Annotated in this window: 18 protein-coding genes; all 18 read left to right on the top strand. The window is 35.3% G+C overall.

Annotated features, from left to right (window positions below; genetic code table 11):
• The 18 genes from RTY06_RS10730 to RTY06_RS10645 all read left to right on the top strand — a co-directional run bounded on the left by RTY06_RS10730 (position 1) and on the right by RTY06_RS10645 (position 17,719).
• Positions 1-516: a hypothetical protein gene (locus tag RTY06_RS10730; RefSeq protein WP_312824817.1), complete on the top strand. Its 516-nt coding sequence runs from the start codon at positions 1-3 to the stop codon at positions 514-516.
• 120 nt (positions 517-636) lie between these two features.
• The gene (locus RTY06_RS10725; RefSeq protein ID WP_312824816.1) at positions 637-957 is read left to right on the top strand and encodes a DUF4134 domain-containing protein; all 321 of its coding nucleotides are present in this window, start codon (positions 637-639) and stop codon (positions 955-957) included.
• Position 958: 1 nt separating this feature from the next.
• On the top strand, positions 959-1,273 hold the full coding sequence (locus RTY06_RS10720; RefSeq protein WP_312824815.1) for a DUF4133 domain-containing protein: 315 nt from the start codon (positions 959-961) through the stop codon (positions 1,271-1,273).
• On the top strand, positions 1,245-4,316 hold the full coding sequence (locus RTY06_RS10715) for a TraG family conjugative transposon ATPase (RefSeq protein WP_312824814.1): 3,072 nt from the start codon (positions 1,245-1,247) through the stop codon (positions 4,314-4,316). The genes RTY06_RS10720 and RTY06_RS10715 overlap by 29 nt, the downstream gene beginning before the upstream one ends.
• Entirely contained in the window at positions 4,303-4,956 is a 654-nt protein-coding gene (locus RTY06_RS10710) for a hypothetical protein (protein ID WP_312824813.1), read from the top strand. The genes RTY06_RS10715 and RTY06_RS10710 overlap by 14 nt, the downstream gene beginning before the upstream one ends.
• Before the next feature lie 10 nt (positions 4,957-4,966).
• Complete coding sequence (locus tag RTY06_RS10705) at positions 4,967-5,647, top strand: hypothetical protein (protein WP_312824812.1); 681 nt, start codon at positions 4,967-4,969, stop codon at positions 5,645-5,647.
• 1 nt (position 5,648) lies between these two features.
• Positions 5,649-6,314, top strand: a complete 666-nt coding sequence (locus tag RTY06_RS10700; RefSeq protein WP_312824811.1) for a hypothetical protein — start codon at positions 5,649-5,651, stop codon at positions 6,312-6,314.
• A 73-nt stretch (positions 6,315-6,387) separates the two neighbouring features.
• Complete coding sequence (locus RTY06_RS10695; protein ID WP_312824809.1) at positions 6,388-7,149, top strand: hypothetical protein; 762 nt, start codon at positions 6,388-6,390, stop codon at positions 7,147-7,149.
• A gap of 1 nt (position 7,150) precedes the next feature.
• Positions 7,151-8,398 (top strand): type IV secretion system protein, encoded by a 1,248-nt coding sequence (locus tag RTY06_RS10690; RefSeq protein ID WP_312824808.1) that lies wholly within the window; start codon positions 7,151-7,153, stop codon positions 8,396-8,398.
• A gap of 19 nt (positions 8,399-8,417) precedes the next feature.
• Positions 8,418-9,032: a conjugative transposon protein TraK gene (gene traK / locus RTY06_RS10685; protein WP_312824807.1), complete on the top strand. Its 615-nt coding sequence runs from the start codon at positions 8,418-8,420 to the stop codon at positions 9,030-9,032.
• Position 9,033: 1 nt separating this feature from the next.
• The gene (locus RTY06_RS10680; protein WP_312824806.1) at positions 9,034-9,387 is read left to right on the top strand and encodes a hypothetical protein; all 354 of its coding nucleotides are present in this window, start codon (positions 9,034-9,036) and stop codon (positions 9,385-9,387) included.
• Positions 9,377-10,588 (top strand): conjugative transposon protein TraM, encoded by a 1,212-nt coding sequence (gene traM, locus RTY06_RS10675; RefSeq protein ID WP_312824805.1) that lies wholly within the window; start codon positions 9,377-9,379, stop codon positions 10,586-10,588. The genes RTY06_RS10680 and traM overlap by 11 nt, the downstream gene beginning before the upstream one ends.
• A 4-nt stretch (positions 10,589-10,592) precedes the next feature.
• Entirely contained in the window at positions 10,593-11,459 is an 867-nt protein-coding gene (gene traN / locus RTY06_RS10670; protein ID WP_312824804.1) for a conjugative transposon protein TraN, read from the top strand.
• Positions 11,460-11,498: 39 nt separating this feature from the next.
• Positions 11,499-13,487 (top strand): type IV secretion system DNA-binding domain-containing protein, encoded by a 1,989-nt coding sequence (locus tag RTY06_RS10665; RefSeq protein WP_312824803.1) that lies wholly within the window; start codon positions 11,499-11,501, stop codon positions 13,485-13,487.
• 4 nt (positions 13,488-13,491) lie between these two features.
• On the top strand, positions 13,492-14,364 hold the full coding sequence (locus RTY06_RS10660; protein ID WP_312824802.1) for a M23 family metallopeptidase: 873 nt from the start codon (positions 13,492-13,494) through the stop codon (positions 14,362-14,364).
• A gap of 13 nt (positions 14,365-14,377) precedes the next feature.
• Positions 14,378-15,076, top strand: a complete 699-nt coding sequence (locus RTY06_RS10655) for a hypothetical protein (RefSeq protein ID WP_312824801.1) — start codon at positions 14,378-14,380, stop codon at positions 15,074-15,076.
• A 12-nt stretch (positions 15,077-15,088) separates the two neighbouring features.
• Positions 15,089-16,960, top strand: a complete 1,872-nt coding sequence (locus RTY06_RS10650) for a hypothetical protein (protein WP_312824800.1) — start codon at positions 15,089-15,091, stop codon at positions 16,958-16,960.
• 78 nt (positions 16,961-17,038) lie between these two features.
• Entirely contained in the window at positions 17,039-17,719 is a 681-nt protein-coding gene (locus tag RTY06_RS10645) for a hypothetical protein (protein WP_312824799.1), read from the top strand.
• Positions 17,720-17,721 lie beyond the last annotated feature (2 nt).

The raw sequence follows: 17,721 nt of genomic DNA, 5'->3' as shown, positions 1-17,721 counted from the left end.
ATGATCAAAATAATTACGACCATTATAGCTATTTATCTGCTTTATTACACAGGAAACATAATCTACGATCTTTTTTTGAAGAGAGACAACTCAGGAAAACAAGATGAATCTGAGGAGTATTCCCTGACTGAATTTTCAGAAAAAATAAAAACTGAAGTGAAGGAAGTTGGAATCGATGATGTTGAAAATATCAATACACCTAATTCTTTTAGTAGAAAAGAGCTTTTTCCATTTAATCAAGATGACCAACATGAACTTCGTAACCTTGATTACTGGCGAAATAAGTTCGAATTGGAACAGGATATTGATTCTTTTGATAATCAACCGGAAATAAGGGACAAACAAGAAAAAGAAAATCTAGATTTTGATTCCGAAGAAAAAAATACAGAGGTGATTTCATTTCCGAAAAATGATTCCTTTAGTAAACAGTTCAAAAACTTTCTAAACCTTGCTGAAACCAACGTTCAGGTTCTGTCAGAACGTGATGGCTATAAGGTCTATCAATCCATGATCTAAGAGGTTAATCAAAACTTTTCAATACTAAAATGATCCGCCCCATAAAAGGTGGATAGCACACCCCTCATGCCTAGTTCTAAGCAAAATAAACACAATTCTAAACATAAATCCTTAATCATTATGAACTACAAATCGAAACATTACAAGCTGTTTAAAAAGTTAATGACTGCTTGTGTAATTCTTCTTGCTGTAACTCCTGCATTTGCACAGGGTGGTGCGACGGCAATCTCTAATGCAGCCAATGACATCAGAGATTATTGGGATCCGATCAAACTTATCCTAAAAGCAGTTGGAGGATTGGTCGGTTTTATCGGCGGTCTGAGAGTGTACAACAAATGGACGAATGGCGACCAGGATGTCAACAAAGAAATCTTGGGATATGGAGGTGCTATGATCTTTTTATTGGTAGTTCCGGAATTCGTAACAGCATTCTTTGCTTAATATGGGGTTCTATCTCTACAAGGGGCTTAAAAAACCCCTTGTATTCTTCGGGCTTAAAGGCAAATACATCTTTTACGCAGTAGGAGTCATTGGTGTCGGTGTCATCGTAGCACTGATATTATCCAAATTCGGATTGCTGAGTTCTCTTTTGGGACTCGCAGTTACAGGAGGAGGTGTTTATTTCATCTTCCAAAGACAGGATAAATATGGTTTGTACGCAAAGACCAAAAACTTCAATCAGGTTTTGATTTTTCCAAAAAAAATAAACAATAAAACACTTTTAGGTTATGTCCAAAATAAAGAAACAAGTATTTGATATTCCTTTTATCGGTTTTGATATTGGAAAAGATTTCGGATGGGATTTTGATGTTTTATTTGGACAATACGGAAATCCTATTATTGGAATCAAAATAAAAAATCCTGTTGAGCAGTATTCCGCAGATCCTGACAATTATCTGAATTTCCACACGGTTTTAAATCAGGCAGTATCCATTATAGGAGAGGGTAGAATCGTTCAGAAACTCGATTTCTTTTCCAAGAAAAAATACACAGCTGAAGAGTCGAATCAATTTCTACAGCAGAAATACTCAGAACATTTTGAAGGGCGACTTTTTAAAACCATTGAAACTGTTCTTCTTTTCACAGATATTGTAGATGATAAGCTGAAAAAGAAAATGAAGCACTATCATTTCTCTGATAAGAGTTATAAAGAGCTTCGTGATAAATGCCAAAAGGTATTTATGCTTTTAATGCAGAATGATTGTGAACCACAGTTTTTGTTTGAAAAGGATTTTGAACATTACATATCCGGCGTATTGTCGATGCAGTTTTCAGATGTTCCCGCTTTTGATAACATCAAATCAGCCAGTGAATATCTGCAGATAGGAAATAAGTTCGTTAAGAATATTTCATATGTTGATGTTGAAAACATTGATCTGCCTTCTGAAATAGAGCCTTATTCCATACTCGGAGGAAATGGTGCAGCATCAGAAACGGCTGTCGATAATTTTACATTTATCAATGATTTGGAGCATTACGAAACCATCATTTACAATCAGGTAATTACGATTCCCCTTCAGGCACAGCAACAGAGAGAACTCGACAAGAAAAAGAAAAAGCACGAGGGTGCAGCCAATAATTCTCCGTCCAATGCCATTATAGCAGAAGAAATTCAAACGCTTCTCCATAATATCGCTACTGATGGTCAATTGGTCGTCAATGCTCATTTTTCATTATTATTTTCAACCGATGCTCTTGAAAAAATGGAGGTGATACAATCCCAGATTGAAAACAAACTCTTCACGAAAGGAATCATTGTTTCCAAGAATGCCTACAATCAGCTGGAACTATTCCGGTCAGCCATTCCAGGGAATGCTACAGAACTTAGGGAATACGATCTATTTATGACGACAAGCGAAGCGGCCTTGTGTTTTTTTTTTAAAGAGAGTTACCCCGTCAATGAAGAATCCAATTTCTATCTGAGGTTTACGGATAGACAAGGAGTTCCATTAAAAGTTGACCCTGCTGACCTGCCTATGAAAATTGGCAGAATTAACAATAGAAACAAGTTTGTTCTCGGACCAAGCGGATCAGGCAAGAGTTTTCTAATGAACAATATCATTGAGCAGTATCTCACCTACAACTATGATGTGGTCATCGTTGATACCGGTGATTCCTATTCAGGAACCTGCAAGTACAAAGGGGGAAGATATATTCAATACACAGAAGAAAAGCCAATCACAATGAATCCTTTCCTTATGGACAAGAAAGAATTCAATATTGAAAAAATAGAGTTTTTAACCAATCTGATCTTCCTTATCTGGCAAGGTCCTGATGCGTCAATGTCATCTGCCCAGAAATCAATATTGGATAATGTGCTGATCTCCTATTATCATCAATATTTCAACTCTGGAACCGAATGGTATGAGAATAAAACTTCAGAAGAGTTAATTCTTTATTTGATTAAATACAACATTCACGAGGAAGATATCTATGCTCAATATGAGAATGAAGTCAATGAACAGCGGACATACTACGATGTTTTAGGAATTGCTTTCAACGCAAGTTCCGAAGAGATCAAGGAAGCCGGAAGGAAACTATTGAAGTTCTACCATCCTGACAAGAATATTAATAATCCTGATTACGACAATGAAAAATTTTATATGATCTATGAAGCTTATGAAACGTTGGGTGATGAAGAGAGAAGAAGAATTTACAATGAAACCCAATTGATTCTCATAAAATCTAATGAGATTATAAAACAACCCAAAACAGAAGAAAACTGGAACGAAACGTTTAGAAAAGCCATCATTAAAAAGATTAAAGAACTCGAAGAAAGACTTGATGCAAAAGAACTTTCCTTCAATGGTTTCTATGATTATTGTGACAAATTCCTACCTCTTTATCTGAATAATAAGAAACACAGTATCACAGAAAGAGAGTTTAATCTTAGAACTTTTCTATTTGTTCTGCGGGATTTTTACAAAGGTGGACGATATGGAACAACGCTTAATGAATCTGCTGATAACACTTTGTTTGATGAATCATTTATAGTATTTGAGATTGATAATGTAAAGGATAATCCAAAGCTTTTTCCTATTGTGACTCTCATCATTATGGACACATTCATTCAGAAAATGCGTCTTAGAAAAGACCGCAGAAAAGCTCTGATTATCGAAGAAGCGTGGAAAGCAATTGCAAGTAAACTGATGGGAGGGTATATTTTATACCTATACAAAACGGTAAGAAAATTCTGGGGAGAAGCGGTGGTGGTAACACAAGAACTGGATGACATTATTGGGAATGCTGTTGTAAAAGACAGTATCATCAACAATTCCGACACTTTTATTCTTCTTGATCAGACCAAATTCAAAGACAATTTCGATAGGATAGCGGCATTACTTTCATTGAACAAAGTCGAGCAGAACAAAATATTCACGATCAACAACCTTAATAACAAATTCGGACGAAGCAGGTTCAAGGAGTTTTATCTTAAAAGAGGTTCTAAAGGTGAAGTTTATGGCAACGAAGTTTCAATAGAGCAGTATTTAACCTACACGACAGAGAAGCCGGAGAAATCGGCAGTAGAGTATTATGTGCAGAAGTATGGAAATTATGATGAAGCACTTATCAAGATTGTCTCTGATTTAAAAGTTTTTGGTGACAGCCTTGAAAATCTTGTTTCGCTGGTCAATTTGTATAAAAATCCTTTAGACCAAAAGATTGTTTCCTATTACCGCAGGATGAAAAATGAGAACAAAGGAAAAAATGTTTTCAAGGTCATTTCACAGGAACTTGAAGACCATCAAATCAGTTTTACAGAGTTAATCACTAAAAATTATCAGTATGAAAAAGCTTAGTATTCTCTTTTTAGGATTAGGAAGTTTTTTATCTGCTCAGAATACCTACATCGATCCTACGGTAACGGCTGCAATGATATTGTATTCAGAAAATCTGAAAGCCAAACAGAATGAGGTCATCGAAGAAACATCAAAATTAAAGGATGCACAAACCTGGGTCGGAACCCAGATGATTGCCGCCAATGATATTCAGAATAAAATATTAAAAGGCTTGAAGGAAGTTTCCGGAACACTACAAAATGGAATTCAGGTTCAACAGATTTACACTGAGCTGAACAAATGCTATGATTATTCTGCTCAGGTTGTTCAATTGGCTTCACAGCATCCTCAGTATGCCATATTTGGAACCAAGGCTTCACAAAAAACCTATGAGCAAAGTTTGAAAATAGTAACAGATATCACTGATATTTTGGCATCAGGAGAACTGAATCTGGCTACTGCTGGAGACCGCTATAAAATTCTGCATAATATCTCAGGAAATGTAAAAAATCTGAAACTATGGCTTTTGGCGATAAAGCTAAGACTTGAAAAAGCCAACCGATTGGGATTCTGGAATTCCATCAATCCTTTTACTGGATACATCAATACCGATAAAGGTATTGTGGAGAACATAATGAACAAGTATAAAAGGAATTTTTAAAAATCAAGAGATGAGAAAGATTTTTCTGATTCTAATTATTCCACTTTATATCGTGATGACTTCTTCAGGTGGCAGTTCTACACCTGCGTGGCAGCAGGAAAATGTTTCCTTTCCGATGATGGATTTAGAGATCAATGCCGCAATGAAAGAACACGACCGACAAAAAGAAATGAGGCAAAAACAGACTATAAATGCTACTGTGGAAACTGTTAATCAATCACAATGGAAAGATTTCAAAGATAAGATTACCAAAGTGCAGGACAGGTTACGAATTGTCTCATTTGCTGTTCAGGCAATACCCACAGGAATCGCTATGAGCAGAGAGATAACTAAGATTACGGATAATCAGACCGCTATTATTAATGAGATCAGTACTGCGCCCTATTCAATTATAACTGTTCTGCCATCGCAAGTACAGTTTGTGGATGACCTCCAAATGGTCACTCGGTTAATCACAGGAATCATCCTGTCTTATGGAGCTATCAACCAGATGGAAAAATCGGAGCGTAAGATTCTGCTTGATTATGCACTGGGAGAAGTCAAGGCAATCAGTAGAAATTCAACACATATGCTTTTAAAAATAAGAGATGTCAAAGCAAAAGTCTTAAGAAATAAAAGAGCATTCCAATACTATGTTAATAGAGATAAACAGGTTGTGGAAAGTATTATGAACAATATCAAATCTTTTTAAAATGAAAAAAGTATTAACCCTTGGAGTAACTGCATTATTTGGCATTTTAGTAAAAAGCCAGCAGATTGTCATCAATGATAAACTGCTGTCACAGATCACACTTAATCACGGCGTTCGATTGGCAAGTGAACAGGCTTTTCTGGATTCCTATGAAAAACAAAAGGACCTATATGATGATATTAACAACAAGACAACTCAAATCATTGCGATTCAGGAATATATCTATCAGCAGCTTAAAAATGTCAATTCGGCACTAACACAAAGCAAAAAATTAATCTATCTGTATCAGTATTTAGGAAAGATTGTTACCAATTCCAACAAGATGCTGGATTTGTCGGCACAACATCCGGAATACGCTGTTTTAGTCTCAAAATACTATACCGAAATAGGCAAACAAGTCATTAAACTCCAACAGGAGGTTACCCAAGATGTCTTGAATGAAGACAAAGATTTCCTGATGGATGCGATGGATAGGGAAATGCTGATTGAAAAGGTATTTACTCGGGTAAGAAATATCAATGGTAACATCCTTTACATCATTTTAAGATTAAAGAATGCCAAGAAAATCCCATACCTGTTTCAAGTCCCTGTGCTTAGAAATTACCTCAATGTAGATAAAGCCATTGTCGGAGATATTATTCAAAAATACAAACACCTATTCAATTAGACTTATGGAAAATCTATTTAAAAAAGGGAAATTTTTTCTCTTCCTATTTGTTATTGCAAATGTTTTCGGGCAAGTGAGTGTAAAGAGATTGAATGATCCTTCTATCGTTGCACAGCACAAACGGATGACGTTTGAAAGCTGGGGAGACTGGCGACCTTATCCAAAATATTTTCTGGGTATTCAAACCAATTTTGCCTATGCAACGGTCTGGGGAATTTGGGCTCCTAAAATCAATAGGGATTATAAGTACGGTGACGATATAAGACCACTCAAACCAACAGGTGAACAAAACCTGCGATTTGCCCAACTGAAATTTCAGGAAGAAGAGGCGAAGAAAATCAAAGCTGCTTCCGATACAATTTATAAAAGAAGTGTTCAGGATCTTGCCCATTGCACTTCTGCAACTGTCGATGCCGACCCTCTCTGGCTTTTGTACTATAAGCGAATGCTGAAACCAATCACTGAGTTTCCGGACACGCCACAAAACTTTATTGAATGGAGACTGAAAGATCAGCAGACGTATGAAACGCTCAGTACGACCGGTACATTAAAGAGGCTTCAGGAAGAACTGGATCTCATTAAAGATAAGTACTCAATGTCCCGCTCTATGGATATGCCAAGAGGAAAGAGGTTTGTAATGTATCACGAAATGCTTATCAAATGGAGAAAATTTGTTCAGGAATTAAGGAAGCATAATAACAAAACGACGTTGCTACTGGACTACAAAAATATATTGGATAGCCATTTGCCTACAGCTTTACCAACACAATGGACGCCTGCTTCTGATAAGCAGATTGTTCAAAATGTGATGCAGCAATACAAACACAGATACTAATATGAATAGAAAATTGACATACTTTTTTTGCCTTTTTGCAATAGGACTGCCAATAATGGGCTTTGCCCAGACGGATAGTGATTACAGCAATCTGTTACAGTTTTTAAAAGGTGATGGTGCTTTTGAAAAATGGTTTATGGAAGTCTTTACTAAACTGGATAACAGTGTACAGGATAGTGCAGAAGGTTCAGCATTGGTTGGAAGAGCCATAGGCGGATTGGGTGCACTGATGTATCTCGGTTATATGGGATGGCAGATGGCAGCCGGAGACCGCGAATGGGAAATCACCCCGATGCTCAAACCTATTCTTATTGGATTCACATTGATTTATTGGATGGGATTTGTTAATCTATTGCAAGCACCTTTTGAAGCACTTGCAGAACCGGGACTAGCCATTTTTAGTGACATTGAATCAGGGGTAAATGACCTAAGAGTTCAAAGGTTCAAAAAGCAACAACAATTGTTGGATGCAGTCATTAAACTCAATGCCGAGGAAGATGCCAAGCAGGAGGTCATCAATAATACAAGTGAAGATGCTGATGACTCGTGGTTTGATATTAGTGATGGGATAGATAAATTATTACAGCCTATTAAGGAATGGCAAATAAGAATGGAATTTCAAATGCAGAAATTGGTTGCGGAAGTCATCGAATTTATCTGCCTTTCGATTCTCAGAATTTGTGTCTATCTCATCTTCTTTATTCAAAAGATCTGGGCCTATATATTAATCATTCTTGGTCCTATTGCGGTTGGAATGTCCCTGATTCCGGGATTTGAAAACTCTTTTTACAGCTGGGTTTCCAAATTTATCAATATCAATCTCTACACTTTTGTTGCCTATACGATTATCAACATTGGTCAGCAGTTAATTGCGTCAGGCTATACAATGGAAATAGAAAGATATGATACGCTTTTAACGAATGGAACTATTACCAACCTGGATGCTTTAATGGTCTATGTTTCAAATTCCGGAATGATTTATAATCAGCTTTTTACCTGCGTGGCTTATATCGTTACAGGAATCGGAGTTCTAATGACTCCAACCATTGCTGATACTATTGTGACAGCAGGAGGGGCAGGTGCTTTGACAAAAATGAAAAGTGCAGCAGGTAAAATGGCTAGCGGTGCAAAAGCAGCTGTTTTGGCTATTAAAACTGGAGGAGCTTCAGCAGTTGCAGCTTCTGCAAAATCAGCTGCCGCAAGTTCTGCATCAAGAAGAGTACAGGATTCAATGAAAAGTAAAAAGTAATCTAAAAGAATAACTAAAAATGCTTATAAAAAATATTGAACAGAGAATCAAGATCAATAAAGTGGTGTCATTGGGAGCTATTGCATTTGCAGTCTTTATCATCATTGCAGGTTTCTTCTTTGCTTACAGAATGATTCAGGATTCGAGAAAATCAATCTACATTCTGGACAATGGCGTTCCAGTTCTTGCCAAGCAGACCGATGTACTTCTGAATAGACCTGTAGAATACAAAGCACAGATCGAACTATTCCACAGACTATTTTTTACGCTCGCTCCCGATGATTCTTATATCAAGGAAAATATCCAAAAATCATTATACCTCATCGATGACAGTGGGAAAAAGGAATATACCAATCTAAGAGAAAAGGGATTTTATAATCAGATCGTTGCTTCAAGTTCAATGGTCAGTATCCATACCGATTCCATTAGCCTGAATATGGAAAACAAGAAGTTTCAATTTTTCGGAAGACAGATGATCACCAGAAAATCGTCTGTTATTACCCGAAAATTATTTACTGAAGGATTTTTTGATGACATCATAAGAAGCCCTAACAATCCTCACGGTGTCCTTCTCAAAAACTGGCGAATCATCAACAACGAAGAATTGTCTAACCAAAATAAAAACTCATACTAAGATGAATGCTTTTTTTAAAAAAAACGGACAGAAATGGTTAGGCTGGGCAGTCAGAAATCCTAAGAAGTTTTTTATGTATTCGATGGCTTTCCTATCCGTTTCATTCATCATATCCATTGTGCAAGGTATCTTCTTTCCTTCAGATATGACATTCAAGATAAAGCCTCCAGTTATTTATTCCAAGAGTTCAGTCATTCAAAATACTTTACCTAATAATGACAAGGAAATGGAGAAAATAGTTGCTGAGCTCCAATCATTGAAAGTAAAAAGAGATAGGCAAGATTTAAGAAAAGAAGACAGCTTGAGAATAGAATATCTGTTTAACCAATACCAACACTTAAAAAATGGACATTAAGAAAATCAACTTTAAAGAAAAAAAATATGTTCTGCCTCTCCTTGCTTTGCCGTTCATTTTACTGTTCGCCTATGTGGGCGCTCAATTTGTGAAAGAAGATAAACCTACTGAAAAACCCAAAGAACTTTCCATAACACTTGGTGAATCGCAGGATTCGATTATGACCAAAAATGATGCGTATGATGCATTCTTCAAAAAAGAAGATAACAGAACAATGCTTGGAGGATTGGATAAGGAACAGGATAGTCTGTTAAGCTATGACGACCAATTGTCGTTAGCTCAGAAAAGAAGGATTGATTCTTTAAAAGCCTTCAATTCAAGGCAGAATCAATATCAGGCAGCAGGAAATCCTTCATCGTACTATACCCCTAAACAGGCTAACGAAAATCAGGACTATAAAAGATCGACTGAGATTATTAAAATGTTGAATGACAAATCCTACGGAAAAGCAGAAGATAATATTCAGAGTGAAAAACCCAAAACAAAAGAACAAAATATACAGCAGGATCCAGTAAAATATCTGAAGCAGCAAATGCTGGTGATGGATTCTTTAGAGAAAGCAAGAGACCCCGATTATCAAAGCAAGCTGGCGGCTGAACAAAAGCTAAAAGCCAATAAAGAAAAGATGGACGAGTTCATTAATTCTACATTCAATGTCAGTAAGTCAGATATCAATAATGACTTCAACGCAATTTATAAAGAAAAGGAAAATAGTTTTATCAAGGCAGTTATCGATGAAAATAACAAAGGTTTTTTAGGAAGCAGGATTAGATTCAGATTATTGGAAGACATCTTTGTTGGAAACAGGAAAATCAGTAAAGGTTCCATTTTGTATGGTCAAATCTCAGGATTTACAATGCAACGAGTCGATTTGAAAATCATCTCAGTATTTTCTAAAGGAGAGATTTTTCCAATTAACCTTTCGATTTACGATGTTGATGGTATGAAAGGCTTGTATGTTCCCCAAAGTGTATTCATAGATATGATCCGTGAAATGGGAAGCAACTCGGTTCAGGGAACCCAAATGGATATGGGAGGAGAAGGATTTTTTACCACCATTGTTTCCAAACTATTTACATCCACTTCCAAGTCGATCGCTAACCTGATTAAAACCAACAAAGCCAAGTTGAAATACAATTCCTATGTATTTCTGATTGACGAGAAACAATTAAAAGAATCTCAAAACCAACCCAAACCTTAAAGCAATGAAATCATTTTTATATACACTTTTACTATTTACAGCAACCCTCAATGCACAGACAGCAACCAAAGAACAGATCATTTCTGATTTACCGAAGATAGAAATTACCGAGGGTATTAACCTGCATATTATTTCTCCAGAACCTATACAATACGTCGATCTGTCTACAGAAAAACTGACAGGAGATTTACCAACAACCAATATTGCAAGAATCAAAATTACAGACAATCCAACATCTGAGGAAAAAGATACAAAGAAGAAATCCTCCGCTTTTTTCAATGGATATCAAGTCGGAATTATTACCGTTGTTGGACAATCTTTTATTGCTCAATATAAAGCGGTTTACAGAAACTCTGAAAGCTTGAATACAATCACCAATATTCACATTCAGCCTGAAGCGATGCAGCCGATTGAATTTGACAAGATGGTATTCTCTAATCTTGAACTCAGAAAATTTGCAATGGGAATCATTCAGAAGAAATCTGAAAGCAACCCCATCAGAGAGGAGAAAAATCTTAAACTCAGTTTCCAGCTCAACAATGTCTATGTCATCAGTGATTACATTTTTCTTGATATGACTTTTAAAAACAATTCTAATCTGAGTTATGATATTGAGGCGTTGAAATTTTCCATAGAAGATAAAAAGATCCATAAGGCAACCAATAACCAAAGCATCGAAATGATTCCGCTTTTTCAGCTGAATCCTCAAAAACATTTCAAGAAAAATTTCAGAAACATCTATGTTTTCAAAAAGTTCACTTACCCGAATTCTAAGGTAATGATGATAAGATTAATTGAGGAACAGCTTTCAGGAAGAACCATTGAAATGAAAGTTAATTATTCTGACATTCTAAAAGCCGATACTTTCTAAGTCGAAGTTCGATTTCCATTTTATAATAAAAATAACAAAATGCAAGAGCAACAACATCAAATCAAAATCTATGGATTCCTGCAAAAGGTAGTCTATGCTGTGGTTGCATTGGATTGTGCCTCGCTGTTTTATCTGAACGCTGATGTTCCTGTGGTTTCGAATTTATTGAAGAACTTCTCAAAGATGAGCTTTATATATCCTCCCATCAATGCCAAATTTGCCACGGTGATTTTAATTGGATTGGTTGGGGTTGGAACAAAAGCTAAGAAAAAGAAAGACCTCAATATCTATACAGAGATTGGAATTCCTATGGTGTTAGGATTATTGATGATTTTTTTATCCTTGATCTGGCAGAATGAAGCAGGAAATGAAGAGCTACCTCATATTTTTCCAGGGCTTAATCTGTATCAAATCATTTACGCAGTTCTTTCTTTTTTAGGAGCAGTTATTCTTCAGATGGGAGCAGACAGTATTTCAAAGTTGATGCAACAAAAAATGGGAAAAGATCGGTGGAATGTGGAAGAAGAATCTTTTGATCAAAACAAGGAACTTGTAAACACTGATACCTCAATCAATATCCCGTATGTTTTCAGATACAATAACAAAACCTATAAAGGCTATATTAATATAGATCCTTTTAGAGGTACTATTGTAATCGGAGTACCGGGTTCCGGAAAATCGTTTGGGGTAATTAATCCTTCCATTCGACAAATGATTGCTAAAGGTTTTTGTCTTTGTATTTACGATTTCAAGTTTCCTGATCTGGCGCAGATTGCCTATTACCATTATTTATTGAAGAAGAGTAAAGAGTCAGATTATAACTACAGTTTTCATATTATCAATCTGAATGAAGTAGAAAAATCAAGAAGAGTTAATCCATTTCACAAGAAATATATTCAAACCTTAGCTGAAGCTCAGGAAATGGCAGAATCAATGGTTTCATCATTGCAAAAAGGAGGAGCAAGTTCCGGAGGTGGTTCAGAGGCATTTTTTACCCAGTCGGCAATTAACTTCCTGTCTTCTTGTATCTACTTTTTTGCCACGCTGGAAAATGGTAAATATTCAGACCTGCCTCATATCTTATCTTTTATGAACCACAGTTATAAGGAAATCTTTGATACACTTTTTACCAACGAAGAAATTTTATCCTTGCTTTCACCATTCAAAACAGCATATGACAACAAGGCTTTCGATCAATTGGAAGGGCAAATTGGAACTTTAAAAATCTTTCTTTCCCGATTGGCAACTAAGGAAAGTTTTTGGGTGTTTTCAGGAGATGAAGTTGAGCTGAAAATAACGGATAAGAAAAATCCTTCGATTCTGATTTTAGCATCTGATCCCAGTACGCAGGATATTAACTCAGCTTTGTATTCGTCAATATTGAACAGGACTTTACGCCTAATCAATTCCAAGCATAATCTGCCGGGTGGAGTTGTTGGTGATGAATTTCCAACCATCTACATCCATAAAATAGATAATGTAATTGCAACAGCACGAAGTAACAGGGTTGCTGTATTACTTGGGCTTCAGGAAATTCCGCAGCTTAGACAGTTTTATAAAAAGGAAGTTGCAGATACTATTTCTGCGATTGTAGGAAATGTTCTTTCCGGTTCTGTAAGAGATAAAAATACCTTGGACTGGCTTGAAAAATTATTCGGGAAAATTAAACAGAAGTCTTACTCCCAATCCATTTCACAACAAGGAACATCGACGAGTATCAATGAAAAAATGGACTTTATGATTCCTGCTGGCAAAATTGCAGCCCTTAAAACCGGTGAAATGGTTGGAATGATTGCGCAGGGTGAAGAGAATAGTACTGAAGAGTACAAAACCTCTGCTATAAAAGGAAAGATTAATCTTGATATGAATGCCATTAAGGAAGAGGGAAAAAATTATGCAGAGATGCCTTACTACTATTCATTTATAGACAAAAAAGGTATCAATCGAAAAGAAGAAGTCTTAATGACGAACTTCAGAAAAATCAATCGAGAGGTGGAGCTTATCGTCAATGAAAATATTAAAGAATAATAAAATGAAATTGATAAGAAAATACTTTATGACGGCGTTTGCTCTGGGCTGCCATTCATTGGTTTTTGCTCAGTTCAATACAATCATCCCTAAAAAAATTAAATCGAAGGCAGCTGATGATGAGAAACAAAGTTTTCAAAAAGAATCTGCTTTTAAGAAGAAAGAAGTTAAGGAAAAGGTTATTAAAAGACTTTTCAATGCCCCGACCAAACACGATTTGAAGAAGGAGATTGACTCCTTGAAATCAATGATGCTTCTTCATTACAACATATCAGGTTTTGAGCGAAAAGAAGCCAGTTCTGCAAATAATGATGATTCTCGTATGAAAATGAAAGATGAAAAATTGATTAATCAAGGGCAGACAAGTATAGAGAAACCAATTAAAAAAATCGATTTCATTAATGAAGAAGAATTTATCTCAAAAATAAGTATGCCTTTGGATAGAAGCATTGTGGTTACTTCTCCTTTCGGAAAGCGAAGCCATCCTGTTTTAGGAACTACCAAAATTCATACGGGAACCGATCTCAAAGCCAGTTATGAAAATGTTTATGCTGTTTTGGATGGAATTGTTTTAGCATCGGGATGGGATCCAAGTGGAGGTGGGAATTATATAAAAATCAAACATTCCGGTTCATTTGTAACCTCCTATCTCCATCTTTCCGAAATTTATTATAAAGCCGGAGAAGCTGTTAAGGCAGGATTCATTATTGCAAAAAGTGGGAATACTGGAAATTCAACAGGAGCACATCTCCATTTTTCTGTTGCTGAAAACGGAAAATATATTAACCCAATCCGCTTTTTAAATGATCTTATTAAAGCCAACAATTTGATTGCTAATTATTATGATACAGAAAAAAACTCAAACAGCCGATATTAAAATACTTACCATTATGCAAAAACACAATTTACCTACGGACGAACTTAAAAATTTTGGAATCATCAATGATGATCTTACATTTTCCAAAAAGCTAAGCGAAGATGATATTCAGAAATTTCTGCAAGGATATACTATCGTTGCCGACAATGATAAGAATAGAGCCACTTTCCAGCTCACAGAAGATAATACTAAACTTAAGGTCATTTTTCTTGAACGTGATAAGAGTCTGAATAAACTTTTAGAAAATAGCAAAGACAAAGTTCAATACACAGATGTAAAAGAGCTTTCAAATGAACATCCTTCATTTGAAAAAAAGGCTCTTAACTACGATACTGAAACAGGAAAAGTTGTAGAGTTTGATTTCATCAAAAATGCAACAGAGCTAACCGCCATCATTGCTAATAAAAAGAATGCAGAGGAACTTAACCGTTACAAAAACGAACTTCTAAAACTTAAAGACTTTCTACAAGATAAAATTGACCGATATCCTGAAATAGCTAAGGAAATTACAAATGATGTGAACATTGTTTCGAGAGAAATTGCAACTGTAAGTCGCATTGCTGTTACAGAAAAACAACTTTCAAAAGGTGGTGATTCGGATATTCAATTGAATGTTAATGATAGAGATATGTATGAAGACGCTAACAGGAACAGGGAGGAACAGGAAGAACAATCTGAGGAACAAGAGAAAAGAAAAAGCTTCAGAAGGTAAACTTTCAAAATTATGGAGAAAAAACTATCCTGGTTTGACAGAGTGATTACTCCAAAAACCAAAGCTTACAAAGATTTTGAAAATGAAATCAAAAGTACGGCTCCAGAAATTTTTTTTAGAGACGGGGAAAGAAATTTTTCTGATCAAGAAAAAAGATTTATGCAAATCTATAAGTCTATAGAAAGTCAAATAATTCAAGAATCTGCCTATACTGTCAATTCTATTTTTAATGCACATACTAAAGCTCCGGTTGAAACAAATTTTGAAAGTTTTGGTGAACTAAGTTTAGGAATGACCAATACACCAATAGATGAACGGCAGGCTAATCATTACCGTAATTATGAGATTGAAGCAAAAAAATTAGGGACTGAAATTAAACCTCTCGCTGAAGAGTTTAACAACAGTAAAGAAAGTAGTAATCAGCTTGGTTGGCAAGAAGACAATTTCGAAATTGATGATGCGTTTTCGCAAGATGACTTTAACGAAAACTTGGTTTCTGCATCTGGTCTTCCTGAAGGATGGGTTTGGCGTGAATATGATGATGGAAGTGGTTCGTTGAAAAGTCCAAGTGGTTTTAGCTACTATGGCTACGATATACAGACTCAGGAATATAGATTACCAACATTAGACAATCGTTGGACAAACATGAAAGATTTTTACGACCGATCTAAAAGTTTGAACGAATTTAAAACCTATGCGGAAACTGATCTAAAAGGAAAAGCAGCACAAAATAATCTTTCCCCGAAACTTTCTGAAGATGAGAAAAATGATCTACTCAATTACATCAAATTTAATAAAGAAAATGGATTCATGCTTGAAAATCTGTACATAACCGATGAGCAAAGAAAGAGTTTTTCAGAAAAGGAGGAATTTGGGACAACGAATGGCTATTACTCACTAACAAATAAGCAATTAGAAAAAATTCCAGATGTCCTTGATGGACATTTTTTATCAAAGGCTGATAAATACGCATTAGCCTTTGGCTTTTTAGAGAAACAAGTAAATGGAGAATCATATGAATTATTAGAAAATGGTGAAATCTTAAAAACCTATCTGGATGAAGATTGTTTACAATTATTTAGAACATTAACAGTCAATGATATAAAATTTAACACACAAAACCCAAACATTATGGAAACACAAAAAGAATTTGACCAAGTAAAATACCTGAAAGACCAATTGAAATATCTTGGCTTTGGCGAAGATGAAAAAATTCATAAAGATTTAGAAAATGGTATTAATTCAAATAAACAGGAGTTCACAATTAAAGCAACTTCTGACAAAACCTTACCTGAAAATAAGGTTGACTTTACCTTAAATTATAATAGAAGTGAAAAAGGTGGAATATTTCTAAACTCTTATGATGCAAATCTTATTAATGAAAAAGCAGAATCTATTGTACAGAATTTTAGAGTTAGTAGAGAGAGCTCATTTACAGTGAAAGAAGCTATTAACCTTTTAGAGGGTCGCTCCGTGAAAATTGAATTTGATAACCCAAAATCGAACGAAAGAGAATCTGCTTTTGTAAAGCTGAACTTTGGAGAGGATAAAAACCAATGGGGCAACTACAATTTTCAGACTTTCTATAAAAATTATGGCGTAGATACAGCCAATATTGTTGAAAAATCCAATCTCGTATTTGATAACCCGGAATGGAAAGAAGGTGTCCTAAAATCACTAGAGAAAGGAAATATTGTGAAAGTGAAATTCAAATACAATGATCAGGTCATTGAAGGTAAAGCAGTGTTGGATCCTCAAAACAGAAATCTTAAGCTCTACGACAATGAAATGAACAGGCTTAATACAAACAAACCTTTAGAGGGTTTGGAACAAGATAACAAGCACGAAAAGTCGAATGTTAGAGAACAAAGCATCAAACGATAAAGATTTTACTCACTTATATTTTCATCAGGAGCGGTAAATCTTTTAAAGACTTACCGCTTTTTTATAAACTCACTTGATATGAATTTAAAATTAATATTTCCTTTTTTTGTATTTCACATTTTTCTAAATTCCTGTCAAAAGGAAATCAAATTAGAAAAGGGTGGTATAGACCTTATCTCAAACGTTTATTTTAATGCTTCCAATGGTTTGGATCAAATGAAGAGCATTCATTTATCCAAAATCAATTATTCGCAAAATCAAATCATAGAATTAGTTCCTGATACTGCGTTTCCTGAAGTTTGCAAAAGGATGTATTACATTAGGGATTCATTATGTTATCAATTGGATCAATCCCAGAATACTATTATATTTTCAGATGTTTTTCAAAAACAAAAACCATTTTTAGTTTGGGATAAAAAAGAAGGTGCTGTATTTTCAAAAGACTGGATTCTTAATTATAGAAACAGAAGAAATTTATCAGACACGGTTCTATTTAATAAAAAATACAAACGTTTTGAGATCAATTCTCCATGGAATTACACTCGCTTTTATATTTATCCAACAGATACTATTGTACCATACTCCTTCTATAAACATGCCGAAATAGACTATCACGGAAGGTTGGAGCGAATTGATTCTTATAATAAAAAGAATGACATTTTCGTAACCCTTCAGCTGTTACCTAGAAATAGTTGGGATGAACAGGCTAAAGAACTATTTGAATTCAATCATTTCGTAAGCAATAAAAACGGTAATTAAGT

Source organism: Epilithonimonas sp. (assembly GCF_032055105.1).
Taxonomy (GTDB): domain Bacteria; phylum Bacteroidota; class Bacteroidia; order Flavobacteriales; family Weeksellaceae; genus Epilithonimonas.
Note: the sequence above shows the minus strand (reverse complement) of the source record. Positions and strands in the feature narration are given on the sequence as shown.